The sequence below is a fragment of the Flavobacterium frigoris PS1 genome (assembly GCF_000252125.1).
Lineage (GTDB): Bacteria > Bacteroidota > Bacteroidia > Flavobacteriales > Flavobacteriaceae > Flavobacterium > Flavobacterium frigoris_A.
Genome location: NZ_AHKF01000009.1, coordinates 24,578 through 43,584 on the forward strand (window position 1 = coordinate 24,578; position 19,007 = coordinate 43,584).

Consider the following 19,007-nt stretch of genomic DNA (forward strand, 5'->3'; position numbering starts at 1 on the left):
AAATGCTTGAAAACACATAACTCTTCTACTTGATTACTTAAAAAAGCGGTCTATATTTTTGTCAAAACAATTTTCTCGTTTTGTTTGTCAATCATCTTTTGATAAAACTCTTTTAATGCATCATAATAATCTGCTGTTACCATTGCTAAGTTCAACTCCTCTAGAACAGAAATTTGAATTTTATTTCCTTCCGTTTGCAAATTAAATGAAAAGGAAGCTATGCCGTCCTTAGCTAAAATTTTAATTGGATTAGGCAATGATTCTACTTTATATCCTTTAGGTATTTCAATATTTATATTAAATTTCATTTGCCTAGGATAACCGAAATATATTGGCATTTGCCTTTTCTCCTGCACAAAGGGGTTTTTAGTATCAGTATAAAACAACAAAGGGTTGATATACATTTTACCGGCTATAATTTCGCAGTGGTTGTTTGACACAAAATCAAAGCTTTCTATTACAGATGGCGATAAATTAATGTTGTCCTTTACAGTATAATTCTCAATCAGGATTCCGCCTAAAGCATTCTCTGTTTTTGCAATATAGGCATCGTTTGACAATAGCTTTTTACGCTCTCTGTAACTTAGCGCTTCATAGTCTGTTTTCTTAGACCGAGCCTGTCCAATTATTTTCCCTTTATCATCAATTGACCCTACAAAATTTACGTTTTCACTTGAAGCTTTGTTTGGTACTAGATTAATTTCCTGCGAGCCACCGTCTTCCTTTATTAGTCGGCCTGTCCAGTTCAAATCCTCTAATGGCAAAATACCTATCGAGGAATATTTATTTGTTGCGTCCATTAAAATTTGTTTACCATCAATTTCAGCGGCTGCAATAACAGAATTAAAACCAGTTCTATTAGGATAAACCGGAACTCCGTTTCCTCTTGTACTTATCAAAACAGGATCCGCTTTGATTCCTGCACTATTAAGCATCGCAATCAAAATTAGATTTATTTCGGCTGCGTTCCCAGTTTCTTCCTGGTATGCTTTTTTGACCCCTTTATTTGTCAAAATACTATGATCACCATCAAAATTCATTTTATGCTGCACAAATTTAAAAATAGCGTCTAGCTTGTCTGATTGGGTATTCACCTCACTAATTATTCTTTTTAGATCTGCTTCTAAATAATCATCTTTATTGAGTTCTCTGCCAAAGCTATTGTAGTCAAAAACATTCTTAGCCACTCCCTCCCAAGTCAATGAATAATCCTTTGTCCTTTCGTCAGGAAAATGGGTTTGCTCTAGTTCATTACAGATAGAAGCTCTGTAATTATCCATATTATCAACAAAGGATTCCTCTTTTAACGCAGGAATATTTTTAGCCATGTACCTGTTATTGACTTGCCCGAAACTAACTACTTTCGTTTTTGTTATGTTGTTTTTATTTGCAAAACTAATCGAACCTCTAGCGATTTCTGATTCAAATTCCATTTCAAAAGTCCCTCTTTTAATAGCTTTGTAAATAAAAAATCCTGGTATTTTAGTAACATATTCAGAATAATTTACTGGTATATCTTGTTGAAAATTAAAAACGGGAAATTTGACAATGTTTTCTGATTTTAAAATGTATCTGTATTCAATAACTGAACCTACCCTAACATTCGGCATTGCTATACTTGCTTCCTTCCAATATTTATTTATAGATGTATTAAACTTCCCCTCTCTAGTTAATTTAGTTCTAACAATCCTTCCGCTTTCAACGTTATAGGTAACACAATCATCGAACTCAACCTTGTCGTCGTTATAACGTTCATAGCCGACATAATATGACACTTTATAGTTCGCCCATTTTAGCCCTTCTTTTTTATAAATTTTTATCCTGAAAACTTGTTCCGTATTAATACTAAATCCGTTATTCACATCATAGGTAAAAAACGTTTGTGCTTTATTAAACAGGATAACTGCAGCTGCGGTAGAGTCGATTGGATCTTCTTTTTCTTGTAACTCCTCAATGGAAACTTTTCCCAATTCGAAATTTTGCGCATTTATTTTGGAAAAAAAACCAAGAAATAAGAAAAGAAATAGCCCTTTTATGAAAGTCATCGGTAATTAGATTTTTATTAAAACAATTTTCTCGTTTTGCTTATCAAGCATCTTTTGATAAAAATCTTTTAATGCCTGATAATAATTTGCAGAGACAATTGCTTTACTAATTTCAAATGTCATAACAATTTGTACTTTATTTCCTGTGTTAGCAATAACATATTTAAAAGTACTAATACCATCAGTACAGGCAATATTCAATCCTTCAGGAATAGTTTCTACAGCATATCCTTCAGGAATTTCCATATTGATATTGTATTTATTTTGAATTGGATACCCAAAATCAACTGGATATTCTCTCACCTCCTGTTTAAAAGGGTTCTCCTTAATTCCTAAGAACAAAGAAGGAGCTATATAAATTTTATCATTGATTCTCTCAAAATCTTTAACATCTTTAAATGCATAGGACTCAACAATAGGTTTTGACAAGTCATAATCATTTTCTCTACTATATTCATTCACTTCAATACTATTGTTGTCGTTCTCTAACTTCTCTAAATAAGCATCCTCTTTGGTTGCTGAATTTTCATGTCGGAATGATAATGCTTCTTGACCTGTAAGCTGTTTTCTTAACTTCCCCGATATGAAACCTTCTTTATTCACAAAGGCATTCATATTAATGGTTTCTTTTGACAAAGTTGTTGGCGTTAGATTAACTTCCACCGATGTTCCATCTTTTCTAATTAATCGACCAAACCAGTTTAAATCTCTCAAAGGAAGCACGCTAGGCAACGAAAATTTATCAGTGGCATCCAATAGAACTAATCCATCTTGCGTTTCTATTGCAGCAATTACATAATCAAAAGCCGTTCTATTTGGAAAAAGAGCAATCCCATTTGAGCGCGAACTTAATAATACTGGATTTGCAGTTAATCCCGCATAACGCAGCATCGCAACAAGCATAAGGTTAATTTCTGCAATATTTCCAGTTTTATCTTTGTAGGCTTTTTTCACTCCATCGTTACAAGAATACCCATAATAATTGTTCCATTTAACATTTGCTTTCACAAAATTAAATATAGCTGCAGCTTTTTCTCCGGGCAAATTCAAACCTGCAATTACACTATTGATATCTTCTTCAAAGTAACCGGTCTTAGACAATTCCAAGCCAAAATCATCATAATCATAAATTGTTTTTACTACCGCTTCCCAGTTGGTCGATAAAGATTTCAGCGATTCATTTGGATATTTAATCATAGAAAGCTCCTGAATTAAACTGGACGTATAATTTTCTATATTATTAACATAAGCTTCTTCATTCATAGCTGGCAAATTTTCAGCTATATAAGTAGTCCTTGTTTCTTCGTAAGAAAATTTACTTTGGCTATAGTTGCTGGTCTGACCCCTCATTAATCCAGCGCCTTCCTCTCTTTCCATAGTAGAAAACAAAACTGATTTTGCCTTTTTCTCAACTGATACTTTAGGAAAAATAAAACCCTTGAAATTGGTGTTAAAAGTATAATACTCGGGGATAAAAGAACGATATTCCGAGTAATTTACTGGAATACTGGCTTGAAAACTCCAGTCTTTTGGGCTCCCTACATAGGGAGTCTTGATAGTATATTGAAATTCAATCACTGAACCCTCTTTTACATTAGGCATAGAAATCTTTTTTTGTCCCCAATACCTATTTATTACCTCATCAAATTCACCTTCTTTACTTAGTTTGGTTTTTTCTATTTTCCCGCCAACTAAATTGTAAGTTATAGCTTCTGAAAACAAAACATTTTCATTTGAGCTATTCCCTAAATAATATTTGACTTTTTGGTTTGCCCAATCATACCCCTCTTTTTTGTAGATTTTAATACGCGTTTGAACCTCAGTGGTCATGACAAAACCATTGCTTTTTGAATAATCATAACTGGTTTTACCCTTTTTATACAATATTGCAGCTACAGCGGAGGGGTCTTTAGGATGTGCTTTTTCTTGAAGCTCAACAACAGACACTTTGCCTAACTCGAAATTTTGGCCATTTAGATTCACAAAGAATGTTGTTACAAATACAACAATGGCAAGTTGGTTTAATTTCATTAGGTTAGATTTTGGTTAATATCATTTTGGCATTGTCATTTCTAGACACTTGTTCTATAAAAAGGCGGTATTCATTGTATTCATTGTTCGAATACATCCCTTTTTTAATAAATAAAGTACGTTTGTAAACTAAGCTGTTGTCTTGTTTCTTAACAAACTCGGTTCTGTACTCTCCAAATTTGCTTTTTAATTCAAAATTAGTTGGCAAAAATTCAATCGAAAACTCTTGAGGCAAGGCTATGTTTATTTCATCCTGATCAAAAAAGCCTCTTTGAATTTCAAATGAATTTTTTCTATTTCTAATTCTTTTTACAATACCTGTATATTGGTTGTAAGCATTTATGCAAAACATCATTTTACCTGATAATAAATTGCCATAATTAACTGCACTTATCTGTACCTTTTCCGTAAAACTTATACTGGATTTATCATTTAAAAAAGATAAATTATTAATTTTTAGATTATTAACTGTATTCCAATACTGTTTATAATGTTCTTCTTTTTCTGTAGGCTGAAGATTTTCTATTGGTTCTTTTTGGCTGTATTGCGAACCCTTTGACACGATATCAATTTCTCCAGTCAAATCACCATTAGCATCCAAAGAATAATTTCCTGAACTGAATTGGCTATTGTATTTATCGATGTATTTTTGGGTATGCACTATTTCACCTCCATCCGGTTTTACCACTAATACATCTCTATCGTCCGTGAATGTTCCTTGAAACCCAAAAGGCGCGTCTTGACTTGTACACTCTAGCCAAATATAATCATCGCCATTAGGAATCGCCAAGATCATGTGATTCCCCTGCATGGATACAAATTGTGATTCAATATCTTTCTTTTGACGATCTCCATATAAAACGGTATTATAGGATGGCACACCAACTACTTCTAAAAGTGCTTTTGTATAATTAGTCAAAGCCTTACAATCTCCATATCCCAATCGATCAACATCATTGGCAAACATTGGTTTCCAACCGCCAATTCCCACTTGAATACTTACGTACCTTGATTTTTTTTGGACATAATCATAAATCAATTGTGCTTTCTTTATTGGATCTGTTTCATCACCAATTAACACTTTCATTTTCTGGATCGTTCCCTCTGGTAAACTAGTCGTTCCTGATAAAATTTCATCAAAATACCATTGCCCGAATTCTTTCCAAGTCTTGGCTTTTCCATCAACACCTTCCAGATGAAAATGTTCCAAACCCGTCATAACTTTTGGAAAAAGAGAACTATAAGAAGGACTGTAATCTTCTTGTTTTTGAGCTGGAATATTAATGGCCGTATAGGACAACTGAGTTGAAGTGTCAACAGTTTTTTGAATATTGAAATTGACAAAATTAAATTCCATTTTCTTAAACCCAAGGTTGTCTGGGTAACTAATATTCAAAACGCTTTTCTCTACACTTACAAAAAAATTAGATAAAGGATACCACTGCGGAATAAATGCCGTTGTAGATGTTTCCAATTTGCTTTCATAAACAATTGTAAAAGGATATTGTGTTGGAGTATAATCTAAATAAACATACCTGCTGTCAGAAAACAAAGTGCTTCCACCAGCCGCACTATTATCCTTAAAATCTTTTCTTTTTATTTTTTTTATCTCTTTTCCAGATCCATCATAAATCGTTGCTTCAATTTCTTTGACTGTTGTCTTTTTATTGTAGTTTTCAACGGCATCAATCACAGAAAGCCCCTTTTCATTTAAAACTGTAATTACTCTAGTTGAATTGATAGCCATATTTCGTTGGGAAGAAATTAAGATATCTATTTGATTCAAGCGAACAACCGCATTAGCATTTTCTTTTAAACTATCTTTTATAAGTAAGGAAGAATACTCATTTTTTTGGGCTCGCGCACTAACAAATAAAAAAATAAAAAAAACTGTAAGTACGGGTTTGATTTTCATAAGCGATTTTGAAAATGTGAATAATTTACCAAATACAGAATTAAATAAAGTGTATATGCCAATTATGGCTCAATACTATATTATTTTGAATTTTTTAATTATTCGTGGCTATCAAAAATAGCATAACTCTTACAATAAACAAACAACTATTCTCTATTTTTACTGTCTATAATTATCGTAACTGGTCCATCATTCAGTAAATTGACTTTCATGTCTGCCCCAAAAACGCCCGTTTGTATTTTTTTTCCTAATTCTAATTCTAATTCTAATTGCTGGACAAAGTTTTCATAAAGCGGAATAGCAACATCGGGTTTTGCTGCCTTAATATAAGATGGTCGATTGCCTTTTTTTGTGGCGGCATGAAGTGTAAATTGACTAACCACAATGATGTCGCCATCAATGTCTTTTACCGATAGATTCATCACCTGATTCTCATCTTCAAAAATACGGATTTTAGTGATTTTGCCAACCAACCAATCAATGTCTTCTTGACTATCTGCGTCTTCAATGCCAATTAAAACTAATACCCCTTTTTGAATATCAGCTACAATTTTATTTTCAATGGTTACGGATGCGGAGGAAACTCTTTGGAGGACAACTTTCAAATTATTAGTGAATTATAAATTATGAATAGCAGGATTACGATTTTCTATTTTCATCACTGATTGCTCGATCCTCATTATGAATGTCAGTACGATAATTTTCATCATCCCCTTCTAAGAGTTTAAGATAACTATTATAACGTGACCAGGCTATTTCATCTCTTTCCAATGCTTCTTTCACAGCACACTTTGGCTCGTCTTTATGCAAACAGTTGTTGAATTTACAATGCTCTTTCAATTTGAAGAACTCCGGAAAATAACCACTAATTTCCTCTTTTTCCATATCTACAATTCCAAAACCTTTGATACCTGGCGTATCTATAATTTTAGCATCAAAAGACAAATCATACATTTCGGCAAAAGTAGTAGTATGTTGCCCTTGTTTACTGGCTTCAGATATGGTTTTTGTTTTTAAATGTAGCGAAGGCTCCATTGCATTAACTAATGTTGATTTCCCAACTCCTGAATGCCCAGAAAACATACTCACTTTACCAATCATCATTTCTTTTAAGGCATCGATTCCTTTCATCTCTGTTGAGGAAACACGAAGGCATTTGTATCCTATTTCTTGGTAAACATGTTGCATATACAATTGTTCATCCAATGTAGCTTCATCAAAAGTATCGATCTTATTAAAAACTAATATTGTTTCTATACCATATGCTTCGGCAGTAACTAGAAAGCGATCAATAAAATTAAACGTCGTTGGCGGATTATTGATAGTCACCAATAAGAAAACCCGATCAATATTTGATGCAATAATGTGCATCTGATGAGACAAGTTTACTGATTTTCGAACAATATAATTCTTTCTGTCGTGAATATTGTGAATGGTACCCGTGATGGTATCTGAAGATTCTTCCAATTCATAATCAACAACATCACCTACAGCAATAGGGTTGGTACTCTTGATTCCTTTAATTCGGAATTTTCCTTTCATGCGGCATTCAATAAAATCTCCTTGTTCGGATTTTACGGTGTACCAACTTCCTGTAGATTTATATACGAGTCCTGTCATGTTGCAAAGGTAAAATATTGTTTGAAGTTTAAAGTTTAAAGTTTAAAGTTTTTGCGATATGCATAAATAAAAAATCCCCACAACTTCAAATGAGAAGCTGTAGAGATTGATTTTTATTTATTCTGTTCTAATTATCCGTTAATCACTTTTTCTTGATGTACAATACTTTCTTGGTGAATTGCTTTGAACATTCTAAGCACAAATTCTTCAGAAAGTCCCTTTTGCTCTCCGTCCAAAATCATTTTTCCTAAAATTTCATTCCAACGTGTATTTTGAAGTACAGCAACGTTAGATTCTTTTTTAACTTGACCTATTTCGTCAGCCACTTTCATTCTCTTTCCTAATAAATCTAACAAAGTAGCATCAAGAACATCAATATTCGCTCTTAATTTGCCCATTTTTTTAGTATACTCATCAGAAACATCATCTACTTTTCTAACTTTTAAATCTACAAAAATTTGTTTCAATGCTGTTGGAGTCACTTGTTGTGCTGCATCACTCCAAGCGTTATCTGGATCGATATGCGTTTCGATAATCATTCCGTCATAATTCAAGTCCAAAGCTTGTTGCGTAACTTCAAGAATCATTTCACGGTCTCCAGTAATATGTGATGGATCAATGATTAAAGGTAAATCAGGAAATCTATTTTGCAATTCGATAGCGATCTGCCATTCCGGAATGTTTCTGTATTTTGTTTTTTCGTAAGTAGAAAAACCTCTATGGATTACTCCTAATTTTTCGATTCCTGCATTGTATAAACGCTCTACTCCACCTAACCATAAAGATAAATCTGGATTAACAGGGTTTTTTACCAATACAATTTTTTTAGTCCCTTGTAAAGCATCTGCAAGCTCTTGCATTGCAAACGGATTTACCGTAGTTCTTGCACCAACCCATAATACATCTATATCATATTCTAAAGCTAATTTTACGTGAGCTGCATTTGCAACTTCCGTTCCCATTAACAATCCTGTCTCCTCTTTGGCTTTTTTCAACCATTTCAATCCTATTTCTCCAACACCTTCAAATCCTCCTGGACGTGTTCTTGGTTTCCAAATTCCAGCTCTAAAAACACTTACGTCAGAATCTTTCAATTCATGAGCTATTTTCAATACTTGTTCTTCAGTTTCAGCACTACAAGGTCCCGCGATTACAAATGGGTGAGATAAATTGAAATCGTCCAACCATGTTCTCATTTCTTTCTTGTTTTCCATCTTTTTTTAGTTTTTGTTTTTATTTCCCCCTTCCCAAGCTTTCCAAAATGGAACGAAAAGAAATGGATTTATTTTAATTAATTATTCATTTTAAGGGCAAGCAATCTCTACTTACTTTAGCATTCCGTTTAATATCTCTTTTATCTTATTTACACTTTCCATTTCTTCATAGATAGCATCATAATCTTCACTAACAAGTAAGTCTTTAAAATGAGTTAAGTTCGAAATATACTCATCCAACGTCTTTACAACTTGCTTTCTATTCTGTTTAAAAATAGGAGTCCACATTGCAGGTGAACTTTTGGCTAAACGTACAGTACTTTCAAATCCACTTCCCGCCATATCAAAGATATCTTGTTCGTGTTTTTCTTTGTTTAATACTGTTTTTCCCAACATAAACGAACTGATATGGGACAAATGCGACATATAAGCAATATGCTTGTCATGTGATTTAGGCTCCATATATCTAATTCTCATCCCGATAGCTTTAAACAGATCCAATGCTTTTTCCTGTAACTTGAAAGCGGTTCGCTCCACTTCGCAAATAATATTTGTTTTTCCTTGAAACAAGCCTGCAATTGCTGCTGATGGTCCAGAAAATTCAGTTCCTGCTATAGGATGCGTTGCGATAAAATTCCTCCTTCTAGGATGGTTTGCAACTGCTTCGCAAATGGGAGCTTTCGTAGAACCCACTTCAAAAACGATGGTGTTTTCACCAATCAAATCCAGTACTTTAGGCAAAACAGTTAACGCGACATCAACAGGAACAGAAACAATCACAAAATCAGCATCGGAAACACCTTCTAATTCCGAAGCTACATCAATCACACCCAATGCCAATGCTTGCTGCAAATGATTTTCGTTACTGTCAACTCCATAAACGGTAACTTCTGGGTAGACCGTTTTAATGTCCATTCCCATTGATCCACCAATCAGCCCTATTCCTACTATGTAAATTTTCATTTAATTAAATCTATCAATTGCTTCTTGAACTTTTTCTTCTTTTACACATAATGCAAATCGAACATACCCTTCTCCATTGCTTCCAAAAATTGTCCCTGGTGCGATAAAGAGATATTTTTCATGTAAAATCTGGTCTATAAATTTTTCAGCAGAAGTTATTCCCTCTGGTAATTTTGCCCAAACAAACAATCCAACACCTTCTTTATACACTTTACAATTTAATTTTTCCGCTAATTTTTCGGTCAAAACGCGGCGTTTTTTATAGATTTCATTCATCGCATCAAACCAAGATTTATCGCTGTTCAAAGCGGCTATTGCCCCTTTTTGAATTCCAAAAAACATTCCGCTATCCATATTGCTTTTTACTTTCAAAATAGCATCAATACATTCTGCATTTCCTAAAACCATTCCAACTCTCCAGCCCGCCATATTAAAGGTTTTGCTCAAAGAATTAAGTTCTAGAGCCACATCTTTAGCCCCTTCAACCTGCAACAAACTCATAGGATTATCGTTCAAAACAAAACTATATGGATTGTCATTGATCAATAATATTTGGTGTTTTTTGGCGAAAGCCACTAACTTTTCAAATAAAGCAATACTACCGCGAGCTCCTGTGGGCATGTGCGGATAACCAACCCACATGATTTTTACTTTAGTTAGATCTAACTTTTCTAAAGCGTCAAAATCAGGTTCCCAATTCGTGTTTTCTTTTAAATCATAATAAAGCGGCACAGCTCCAACTAGATTAGTTACCGAAGTATAAGTAGGATATCCAGGATTTGGTATTAAAACTTGATCTCCTTCATTCAAGAAAGCAAGTGAAATATGCATAATTCCTTCTTTTGAACCCATCAAAGGCAAAACTTCAGTATTGGGATTCAAGTCAACATTATAATTATTTTTATAAAAATCAACCATCCCTTTTCGCAGTTCCGGCAAGCCTTGATAACTTTGATATTGGTGCGCATTATCATCTTGCATTGCATGAACGACTGCGTCAATAACTTTTTGTGAAGGTTGCAAATCAGGACTTCCTATTCCCATATTTATAATCGGGTTCCCTTCGGATGCCAATTGTCTTACTTCTCTCAATTTTGAGGAGAAATAGTATTCTTCAATTATATCTAATCGTTTTGCTGTTGTAATCATTATTCTATTTTATAATTCTTTAGACCTTGTGACTTGATGACTTTTAACTAATTATGGCTTGGTGTTTTTATATTCTCCTAATACCTTAAAATATTCTGCCATTATCTCTAATAATGATTTAGCCTTTGAATAATCCGAATACTTTTCGAAAGTAACATCCACGAAAAAAGAATATTTCCAAGGTGTTTCAATTTTTGGCAAGGACTGTATTTTGGTTAAATTCATTTTACAATCGCTCATTACATTAAGTACCGCTGCTAAACTTCCTCTTTTATGATCGAGTTCAAATTTTAAAGACGCCCTATTGACTTCTTCTATTGGCACAAATGAGTTCTCTTTATTTATGATAACAAAACGAGTCATGTTATTTTTTATAGTTTGAATTGCAGGTACCAGGATTTCTAAACCATACATTATCGAAGCCGCATGACTCCCAATTGCTGCGATACCTTTTAATTGCTTCTCTTGAATTCTACGAGCAGTTTCAGCAGTATCCTTGTCTTCAACTAATTTGATACTTGGATATTTTTTCAAAAATTCCATACACTGAAGTAAGGCCATTGGATGCGAATGTACCTCAACTATATCGTCCAATTTTTGGCCCTTTAGCGCCATCAAATTTTGAGTAATGTTCAAATAATGTTCTCCAATGATGTGCAAATTATTCTTGTCTATTAAAGCATAATTAGGAATAATAGGTCCAGCTATTGAATTTTCAATTGCCATAACTGCCTGATCTGCTTTACCTGAAAGCAGGCTATCAACAAGTTCTTCAAAAGACAGACATTCATCAACCACCACCTCTTGTTCGTAATATTCTTGTGCCACCTGATGGTGAAATGAACCCTTTATACCTTGTATTGCAATTTTCGCATTCATATGACCACTTTTAAGCAAAAAAAAATCCCGATTTTCATCGGGATTGTATATTTATAATTATCAATTTAATTTTCTAATTAAATAACCATACGACAATCCCTACCCTCTTTCCAGAAGAAATAATAAGTATTGCTAAAATAAAATCGGTTATTCAACATTATAATTTGTGTTTTGTAATAAGTTCTATGCGAATGTATAAATAATTTTCATCTATCCAAACAAAAAAAAGAATTATATCAAACAAAAAAAGAATTCTCTGTAAAACTGTATTTAAATTACACAATAACTAAAAAAACAGCTTGTAAAATATTATATAATCATCTGCGCCTAAACGGCTTCCGTAACAAAAATAGCTGTTTTTGTTTGAAAAAAATCCACCTAAGTAGATTAGGTAGTTAATGTTGTCGACAGCCATTTTTTTCCTTCGGAAATTCGAGTAATTAGCATTGCCGAAACTACATCACCATTAGCATTCAGCAAAGTGGCTATTGGATCTACTAATGTCCCCACAATCATAGCAGCAGGTAAAGCTTGCTCCATTGGAAAGCCATAAATTGTAATAGCTAAAATTTCTCCTATATAGCCCCCATTTGGTATTCCTCCTTCAACCACTGATACAATAACAGTAATACCTAATGCCATAAGCAATGTACTAGGATCTGTAAAATCTTTTCCAAACATAGCAAAAATAACTGCTATTTTTATTATCGAAGACATACTCGAACCGTCTTTGTGCAAAGGAGCTCCAAGCGGAATCGCAATGTTTCTAATATGCGCGGGTATTTTCATCTTTTCTGTCGCCTCCAGATTTGCTGGAATTGTCGCAATACTACTGCAAGTCCCTAAGGCTGTTAAAGCCGGAGTAATATTGTTCCCCCAGAAAATCTTCAATCCTTCTTTTCCACCTGCCATAAACGCATATAAACTAAAGAACACCACAAAATAGAATGTACAAACTGCATAATAAAGCCCTAAAGGTTTTGCATACGCTCCAAATAATTGAGGTCCAAATATTCCAACTTGATACGCAAAATAAGCACCTAATCCCACTGGTGCCGTTTTCATGATTATGTGTAATAATTGCTTCATTACTTCATTTCCTGAATTCAAGAAAGTTCTAAAACCTTCTCCTTTCTCCCCAGCTCTTAAACTAGCAAATCCTATCAAGAAAGAAAATATAATTAATGCCAACATACTTTTTCTCGAAAGCAATTCATAAAAATCATTAGCAGTCAGTAGTTGAGTAATTTGTGAACCGCCACTGGCACTTTGCATACTTTCCAAAGGAATTTTTGAAATGATGATATCTTGATGGATTGGAAAAAGTAACACACCTAGTATCATTATTATCGCAGAGACAAGGACTGTGCCCAAAAACACTCCAATAACAACTACAAACAACTTCCCTAATTTCTCTGACTTCTCTAAACTCGCGATTGAAGAAGCGATAGTAAAGAAAATCAAGGGTATGATAGCTGTAAAAAGCAAATTCAAAAATATATCCCCTAGCGGCTTTATAACTTCTACTCCTTTCCCAAAAACCAGTCCTAATATACTTCCTGCTGTTATCCCGCATAGTAACCAGATAATACCACTATACGTTTTAAACAAACTCTTTCTTTCTTCCATTTTTAGATTCAGTTTTTATAATTTTTTATAAATATATCATTCTATTTATAAAATACCACTCATTACAATAACAAAAATCAGACAATAACCTCTGCTTGATATTGTTTAATAAAAACCATAAATCGCCATTTTCTTTTTACTTTTGCAACAAACAAAAGGCAATGTCAATAGAAGTAAAAAACATATCGAAAAGTTACGGCAATCAGAAAGCATTGGACGATATTTCGTTTGCAGTCAATAAAGGTGAAATCGTTGGTTTTCTTGGTCCAAACGGTGCCGGAAAATCTACTTTGATGAAAATATTGACAACCTATATCCATCCTGATGAAGGTTCTGCAATGGTTAATGGACATGATATAATTACGGAACAAAAAGCCGTACAACTTTCTATTGGTTATTTACCGGAGCACAACCCTTTATATCTGGACTTGTACGTTAGGGAATATTTAGCTTTTAATGCTGATGTCTATAAAGTAACCAAATCTCGAATAGAAGAAGTAATTCAACTGACTGGTTTAAGTACTGAAAGTCATAAAAAAATAGGGCAATTATCTAAAGGTTTCCGCCAACGTGTGGGACTTGCCAATGCTCTATTACACAATCCTGATGTTTTGATTTTGGATGAACCGACAACTGGTTTAGATCCAAATCAATTAATTGAAATAAGAAACGTCATCAAGAACGTAGGGAAAGATAAAACTGTTTTCCTTTCCACGCACATTATGCAGGAAGTTGAAGCGATTTGTGATCGTGTGATCATTATCAATAACGGTAAAATCGTCGCCGATAAAAAACTAGACAACTTATTTTCAGAAAACAAGGAACAAGTTCTAGAAGTAGAATTTGATTATAAAATAGAAGAGCAGGCAGTTGCCAAAATTGAAAACCTTACTTCTTTTAAAAATACGCATGACATGATTTGGGAGTTAACCTTTACGACCGACAAAGACATGCGACCTACAGTGTTTGATTTTGCAACTGCAAATGGCTTAAAAACTTTGCAACTTAATCAAAAAAACAAAAATCTGGAGGCTGTTTTTAGAGAAATCACAAAATAATACGGCACTAATCAGTTTTAGTTCACGGATAAAAAAAGGAAGCTCATTTAAATTATTTTAAATGAGCTTCCTTTTTATGATTTCATGAAATAAAAACTTGAATTAGGATTTCGGTAAAGGTTCACCAACGGCAATATCACAACGATGTCCCGCCTTTCCATGAGCCGGATTCATCCCTGCGGCGGTTTCAGTATCTGCGGATGCAGTTGACAATAAAGCCGGAACTGCCGGTTGAACAGTATATTCTTTTGCAGCTGTAGCTGAATTTGTGCTTGTAGTGGCTGTAGTTGTTGATGCTGGTTTTGAATTCAATGGAGCTCCCACCGCTATATCACAACGATGACCACTTTCTCCATGTGATGGATTCATTCCTTTTGGCGTAACCGTCTTAGCAGTGATATTTTGCGAAGTTGTAACCGCTTGTGTGGACTGAACAGAAGCTGGCTGAACAGAAGTTCCTCCGCTACCAGCAGTATTCAATGGTGCTCCAACAGCTACATCACAACGATGATTTAGTTCTCCATGAGGAGGGTTGATTCCTGCCGGAGTAGAGGTAGCCATTCCTGAGCTACCATTTTGTATTCCGGTAGACTGAGATGATTGGCCTTGTACCGCTGGAGATGTTTGTTGCCAAAAAGGAATTTCATTTCTAGGATTAGTTTTAACTGCAGCGGTTTCGTCGTTTTTACATGAAGTAAATGTTATGACTGTCGCTAAAAGCGTATAGTATAAGTATTTCATTTTGATTTTTTTTAAGCTAGTTACATCAAATATAAGATTTTAATATTAACTACCCAAGGCCTTGCAAGCACGTAAAATTAATCTACGATTTGATAATAATCGTATTACTCCAGTTCGCCTAAATGAAATCTCTATTTATTACATTACTAAATCAATAAAAGACTTTCCTTCATTTCTGCAATGACAATTTGAATATCATTTTCATTCGTTCTCCAATTAACGAATGATGCACGGATTCCTTTCCGATTTTGATATACTGTAGGAGTCATGAATACTTTGCCTCTATCATTAAGTTTTGTCAAAAATGAATTTACTTTTTCCTGATTATGGTCTCCCGCCAAAGTAAAACAAACATTATTCAACCGAGTTGGAGCTAATAATTCAAAATTTTCGTTTTTGCATATAAAATCATCAAACTGCAATGCCATTACCACACTATTTTCTACAATATCTTGATACCCGTGTTTTCCATAAGCCAATAACGAAAACCAAACAGGCAATGCTTTTAATCGTCGAGAATTTTCAGGCAGAAAATTAAGATAATTAAAATTTTCCAATGGATTTCCCAAATAAGGTGCATTTGAATTTTGAAAAGTTTCAATTTGTAAATTTCTATGCTCTTCTTTTACCAAATAAAAAGCACTTTCATAAGGTACGTTCAGCCATTTATGACAGTCAACAGTAATAGAGTCTGAGTTGTCCCAACCATTAACTAAGTGTTTGTATTTAGGAGAACATGCAGCAAACCCTCCAAAAGCAGCATCAATATGCCACCAGAAATTGTATTTTCTTTTCAGTTTTGTAATTGCAGTAAAATCATCAAAATCAGCTGTATTAACAGTTCCCGCACTAGAAATCAGAATAAATGGCCGACCATTTATTTTTTTTATATTTCGTTCCAAATCGGCAATATCTATCGCTTCACGGTTTCCCTCAATCGTCTCTATCTTAGTAAAATTCTGACTTCCTATTCCTAACATTGCTAAACATTTGACAGAAGAGGAATGCGGCATTGCAGAAAGAACTTGTATCGGTTGTGAAATTCCATTTTTAGCGAAATCTTCTCCTAGTTGTTTTCCGAACCATTGTCTGGCGACAGCCAAACAAGTAAAGTTAGACATGGTCGCTCCTGTTACAAATCCTCCCAAGAAAATTTTGGGCAGACTTAACAATTGCAGCAACAAGTTAATCGTTTCAATTTCTATCAAAGCCGATACGCCACCTTGCGCATTTGTAGCTTGCGCATTTTGATCATAAATTGTAGTCAGCCAATCACCCACAATCGATGCCGGAGTAGATCCACCCGTTACAAATCCCCAATAACGACCTCCAGTTTGCGAAACCATTAATGGCGCTAACCTTCTATTGAACTCTTCCAAAGTCGGCAATGCCCCTAAACCAGAGTTGCTAAGATCCCTATTTGTTGTTATTGTATTATTATTCGAAGTTGGAATAGTGTCAATTGATTCCAGAAAATGAATTCCTTGCTGTTTTACTTTTTCAAGGATATTCTCGATTTCGTTTAGATCTTGTTGAAGGATTGTATTCATACGTTATTGAAATTAAATGTAAAAAAAAGACCCGACAGGTTTATAAAACCTGTCGGGTCCAATAGAACGACATCGATTTTATTTTAATTTTTAAAAAACTTTCGATGCTATTTGTTTAATATTCTCTGATTTTCCCATAGAATAATAATGCAATACAGGAACTCCGGCAGCTTTCAACTCTAGTGATTGTTGAATTGCCCATTCGATTCCTACTTCTTTTACATCGGCATTTGTTTTGCATTTGTCTACCGCATCAATTAAATCTTCTGGTAAATCAATACGGAAAATTTGAGGTAAAATTTGCAAATGCCTTTGTACTGCAAGTGGTTTAATTCCTGGAATAATAGGAACTGTAATTCCCATTTCTCTTGCTTTGGCAACAAACTCAAAATATTTTGAATTGTCAAAAAACATTTGTGTCACCACATAATCAGCACCTGCATCCACTTTTTCTTTCAGTCTTTTTAAGTCGGAGATTAATGACGGAGATTCTAAATGTTTCTCTGGATATCCTGCCACACCAATACAAAAATCAGCTTTATTGTCAATATGCATTACATCATGCAGGTATTTCCCTTCATTCAATAGATTAATCTGTTGGACTAAATCAACGGCAAAATTATTCCCCCCAACTTTAGGAACAAAAGACTGTTCGTCTTTCATCGCATCACCACGCAACGCCATAACATTATTAATTCCTAAGTAGTGGCAATCAACCAGTAGATATTCTGTTTCCTCTTTAGTAAAACCCCCACAAAGTACGTGAGGCACAGTGTCTACATTATATTTATGTTTAATAGAGGCACAAATACCCAAAGTTCCAGGACGCATTCTGGTCAATTTTTTATCTAATAATCCATTACCTTTATCCACATAAATGAACTCCTCACGAGAAGTTGTCACGTCAATAAACGGCGGATTAAAATCCATCAACGGATCAATATTATCGTATAATTCTTGAATACTTTTCCCTTTTTGGGGCGGAATAATTTCAAACGAGAATAATGTTTTCCCTTTTGCGTCTTGTATATGTTCTGTTACTTTCATAGTCAGCCCCCTAACCCCCAAAGAGGGAATTCCTGAAAGGGGTCATCAGGTTTATATTATTTACTATTAGCTTCTATTCCCCCTTCGGGGTCTAGGGGCTCTAGTCTGCTATATTTGGACTCAGCCATTTTGTGGCTATTTCTGTTGAAATACTTCTACGCTTAGCATAATCTATAACTTGATCTTCCTTTATTTTTCCAAGTCCAAAATACTTACTTTCTGGGTTTCCAAAATAATATCCAGAAACCGATGACGCTGGCCACATAGCCATACTCTCCGTTAAGGTTACTCCTATTTCTTGTTCTACATTTAGTAATTTCCAAATTGTTGGTTTTTCTAAATGGTCTGGACAGGCTGGATAGCCAGGAGCTGGACGAATTCCTTTGTAGGTTTCTGCAATCATATCTTCGGTGCTCAACGCTTCATCGGCCGAGTAACCCCAAATTTCTTTACGTATTTTTTCGTGCAAATATTCTGCGAAAGCTTCTGCAAAACGATCCGCTAAAGCCTTTACCATTATCGAATTATAATCGTCTAAATCCTTTTCAAATTCAGCAGCCCATTCATCAACACCAAAACCGGTAGTCACACAAAAAGCACCCATATAATCTACTTTACCACTATCTTTTGGAGCAATAAAATCCGACAAGGCAATATTTGGTGCTCCTTTTGTTTTTTGAGCTTGTTGGCGCAGCGTTAAAAAGAGCCCCCTAACCCCCGAAGGGGGAACCCCCACGTTTGTCTTCAATTCTTTTATAATACTTTCTATAGTATTATTAATATCAGTCAAAACTTGTTTGTTCGTATATCTTACAACTTTAAAACCTTTTGACATCAACCAATCTGTTCTGTATTGATCGTGCTCTTTTTGTTCAATAGTATCATGGATTCCACCATCAACTTCAATAACTAACTTTTTCTCTAAACACACAAAATCAACTATGTACTCCCCAATTATATGTTGTCTTCTGATTTTTAAATCTTCAATTCCTTTATTTGACAACACATTCCAAAGCATTTTTTCTGCCTCTGTTGGTTTGTTTCTCATTTCTTTGGCACGCTCTTTCAAAACATCGTACAAAGCTGGACTTGCTGTTTCCCATGTTTGCTTTTCCTCAATATGAGTAGCTCCCCCTTCGGGGGCGGGGGGGGCTTCGTACAGTTCA

The 19,007-nt window shown here is 34.5% G+C and carries 15 protein-coding genes; 1 reads left to right on the forward strand and 14 read right to left on the reverse strand.

The window, feature by feature from the left end; all coding sequences use genetic code 11:
• Positions 1 to 50: 50 nt before the first annotated feature.
• From HJ01_RS02335 to HJ01_RS02380, 10 genes are all read right to left on the reverse strand, one after another.
• Positions 51 to 2,045 carry a DUF3857 domain-containing protein gene (locus tag HJ01_RS02335; RefSeq protein ID WP_007136664.1) on the reverse strand — a complete coding sequence of 665 codons (1,995 nt, stop codon included), beginning with the start codon at positions 2,043 to 2,045 and terminating at the stop codon, positions 51 to 53.
• 6 nt (positions 2,046 to 2,051) lie between these two features.
• Entirely contained in the window at positions 2,052 to 4,076 is a 2,025-nt protein-coding gene (locus tag HJ01_RS02340) for a DUF3857 domain-containing protein (protein WP_007136665.1), read from the reverse strand.
• Positions 4,077 to 4,080: 4 nt separating this feature from the next.
• Complete coding sequence (locus HJ01_RS02345) at positions 4,081 to 5,991, reverse strand: DUF3857 domain-containing protein (RefSeq protein WP_007136667.1); 1,911 nt, start codon at positions 5,989 to 5,991, stop codon at positions 4,081 to 4,083.
• Between the two features lie 146 nt (positions 5,992 to 6,137).
• Entirely contained in the window at positions 6,138 to 6,596 is a 459-nt protein-coding gene (gene dtd / locus HJ01_RS02350) for a D-aminoacyl-tRNA deacylase (protein WP_007136668.1), read from the reverse strand.
• A gap of 34 nt (positions 6,597 to 6,630) precedes the next feature.
• Positions 6,631 to 7,611, reverse strand: a complete 981-nt coding sequence (gene rsgA / locus HJ01_RS02355) for a ribosome small subunit-dependent GTPase A (protein WP_040473626.1) — start codon at positions 7,609 to 7,611, stop codon at positions 6,631 to 6,633.
• Positions 7,612 to 7,742: 131 nt separating this feature from the next.
• Positions 7,743 to 8,825 carry a bifunctional 3-deoxy-7-phosphoheptulonate synthase/chorismate mutase type II gene (locus HJ01_RS02360; RefSeq protein ID WP_007136670.1) on the reverse strand — a complete coding sequence of 361 codons (1,083 nt, stop codon included), beginning with the start codon at positions 8,823 to 8,825 and terminating at the stop codon, positions 7,743 to 7,745.
• A 111-nt stretch (positions 8,826 to 8,936) separates the two neighbouring features.
• Positions 8,937 to 9,788 (reverse strand): prephenate dehydrogenase, encoded by an 852-nt coding sequence (locus HJ01_RS02365; protein WP_007136671.1) that lies wholly within the window; start codon positions 9,786 to 9,788, stop codon positions 8,937 to 8,939.
• The gene (locus HJ01_RS02370; RefSeq protein ID WP_007136672.1) at positions 9,789 to 10,937 is read right to left on the reverse strand and encodes a pyridoxal phosphate-dependent aminotransferase; all 1,149 of its coding nucleotides are present in this window, start codon (positions 10,935 to 10,937) and stop codon (positions 9,789 to 9,791) included.
• 51 nt (positions 10,938 to 10,988) lie between these two features.
• Positions 10,989 to 11,816: a prephenate dehydratase gene (locus tag HJ01_RS02375; protein ID WP_007136673.1), complete on the reverse strand. Its 828-nt coding sequence runs from the start codon at positions 11,814 to 11,816 to the stop codon at positions 10,989 to 10,991.
• A gap of 387 nt (positions 11,817 to 12,203) precedes the next feature.
• Positions 12,204 to 13,445: a dicarboxylate/amino acid:cation symporter gene (locus tag HJ01_RS02380; protein ID WP_007136674.1), complete on the reverse strand. Its 1,242-nt coding sequence runs from the start codon at positions 13,443 to 13,445 to the stop codon at positions 12,204 to 12,206.
• Between the two features lie 161 nt (positions 13,446 to 13,606).
• Between HJ01_RS02380 and gldA the strand changes: the two genes are divergently transcribed.
• Positions 13,607 to 14,503 (forward strand): gliding motility-associated ABC transporter ATP-binding subunit GldA, encoded by an 897-nt coding sequence (gldA, locus tag HJ01_RS02385; RefSeq protein ID WP_007136675.1) that lies wholly within the window; start codon positions 13,607 to 13,609, stop codon positions 14,501 to 14,503.
• Between the two features lie 102 nt (positions 14,504 to 14,605).
• On the opposite strand, the gene HJ01_RS02390 is transcribed toward gldA, so the two are convergent.
• The 4 genes from HJ01_RS02390 to HJ01_RS17850 all read right to left on the reverse strand — a co-directional run.
• A complete protein-coding gene (locus HJ01_RS02390) occupies positions 14,606 to 15,244 on the reverse strand; it encodes a hypothetical protein (RefSeq protein WP_007136676.1) in 639 nt (212 codons plus the stop codon).
• Positions 15,245 to 15,390: 146 nt separating this feature from the next.
• The gene (locus tag HJ01_RS02395) at positions 15,391 to 16,794 is read right to left on the reverse strand and encodes a pyridoxal phosphate-dependent decarboxylase family protein (protein WP_007136677.1); all 1,404 of its coding nucleotides are present in this window, start codon (positions 16,792 to 16,794) and stop codon (positions 15,391 to 15,393) included.
• Between the two features lie 90 nt (positions 16,795 to 16,884).
• Positions 16,885 to 17,841: a methylenetetrahydrofolate reductase [NAD(P)H] gene (gene metF / locus HJ01_RS02400; RefSeq protein WP_007136678.1), complete on the reverse strand. Its 957-nt coding sequence runs from the start codon at positions 17,839 to 17,841 to the stop codon at positions 16,885 to 16,887.
• A 100-nt stretch (positions 17,842 to 17,941) separates the two neighbouring features.
• A partial coding sequence (locus tag HJ01_RS17850; protein ID WP_040473628.1) for a vitamin B12 dependent-methionine synthase activation domain-containing protein occupies positions 17,942 to 19,007 on the reverse strand: 1,066 nt, incomplete at its 5' end.

Excerpts from the sequence above, each read along its gene's own strand:
- HJ01_RS02360 (WP_007136670.1), bottom strand. The coding sequence starts at position 8,825 with ATGGAAAACAAGAAAGAAATGAGAACATGGTTGGACGATTTCAATTTA.
- metF (WP_007136678.1), bottom strand. The coding sequence starts at position 17,841 with ATGAAAGTAACAGAACATATACAAGACGCAAAAGGGAAAACATTATTC.
- HJ01_RS02390 (WP_007136676.1), bottom strand. The coding sequence starts at position 15,244 with ATGAAATACTTATACTATACGCTTTTAGCGACAGTCATAACATTTACT.
- HJ01_RS02340 (WP_007136665.1), bottom strand. The coding sequence starts at position 4,076 with ATGAAATTAAACCAACTTGCCATTGTTGTATTTGTAACAACATTCTTT.
- HJ01_RS02335 (WP_007136664.1), bottom strand. The coding sequence starts at position 2,045 with ATGACTTTCATAAAAGGGCTATTTCTTTTCTTATTTCTTGGTTTTTTT.
- gldA (WP_007136675.1), top strand. The coding sequence starts at position 13,607 with ATGTCAATAGAAGTAAAAAACATATCGAAAAGTTACGGCAATCAGAAA.
- HJ01_RS02370 (WP_007136672.1), bottom strand. The coding sequence starts at position 10,937 with ATGATTACAACAGCAAAACGATTAGATATAATTGAAGAATACTATTTC.
- HJ01_RS02375 (WP_007136673.1), bottom strand. The coding sequence starts at position 11,816 with ATGAATGCGAAAATTGCAATACAAGGTATAAAGGGTTCATTTCACCAT.
- HJ01_RS02365 (WP_007136671.1), bottom strand. The coding sequence starts at position 9,788 with ATGAAAATTTACATAGTAGGAATAGGGCTGATTGGTGGATCAATGGGA.
- HJ01_RS02395 (WP_007136677.1), bottom strand. The coding sequence starts at position 16,794 with ATGAATACAATCCTTCAACAAGATCTAAACGAAATCGAGAATATCCTT.
- HJ01_RS02345 (WP_007136667.1), bottom strand. The coding sequence starts at position 5,991 with ATGAAAATCAAACCCGTACTTACAGTTTTTTTTATTTTTTTATTTGTT.
- rsgA (WP_040473626.1), bottom strand. The coding sequence starts at position 7,611 with ATGACAGGACTCGTATATAAATCTACAGGAAGTTGGTACACCGTAAAA.
- HJ01_RS02380 (WP_007136674.1), bottom strand. The coding sequence starts at position 13,445 with ATGGAAGAAAGAAAGAGTTTGTTTAAAACGTATAGTGGTATTATCTGG.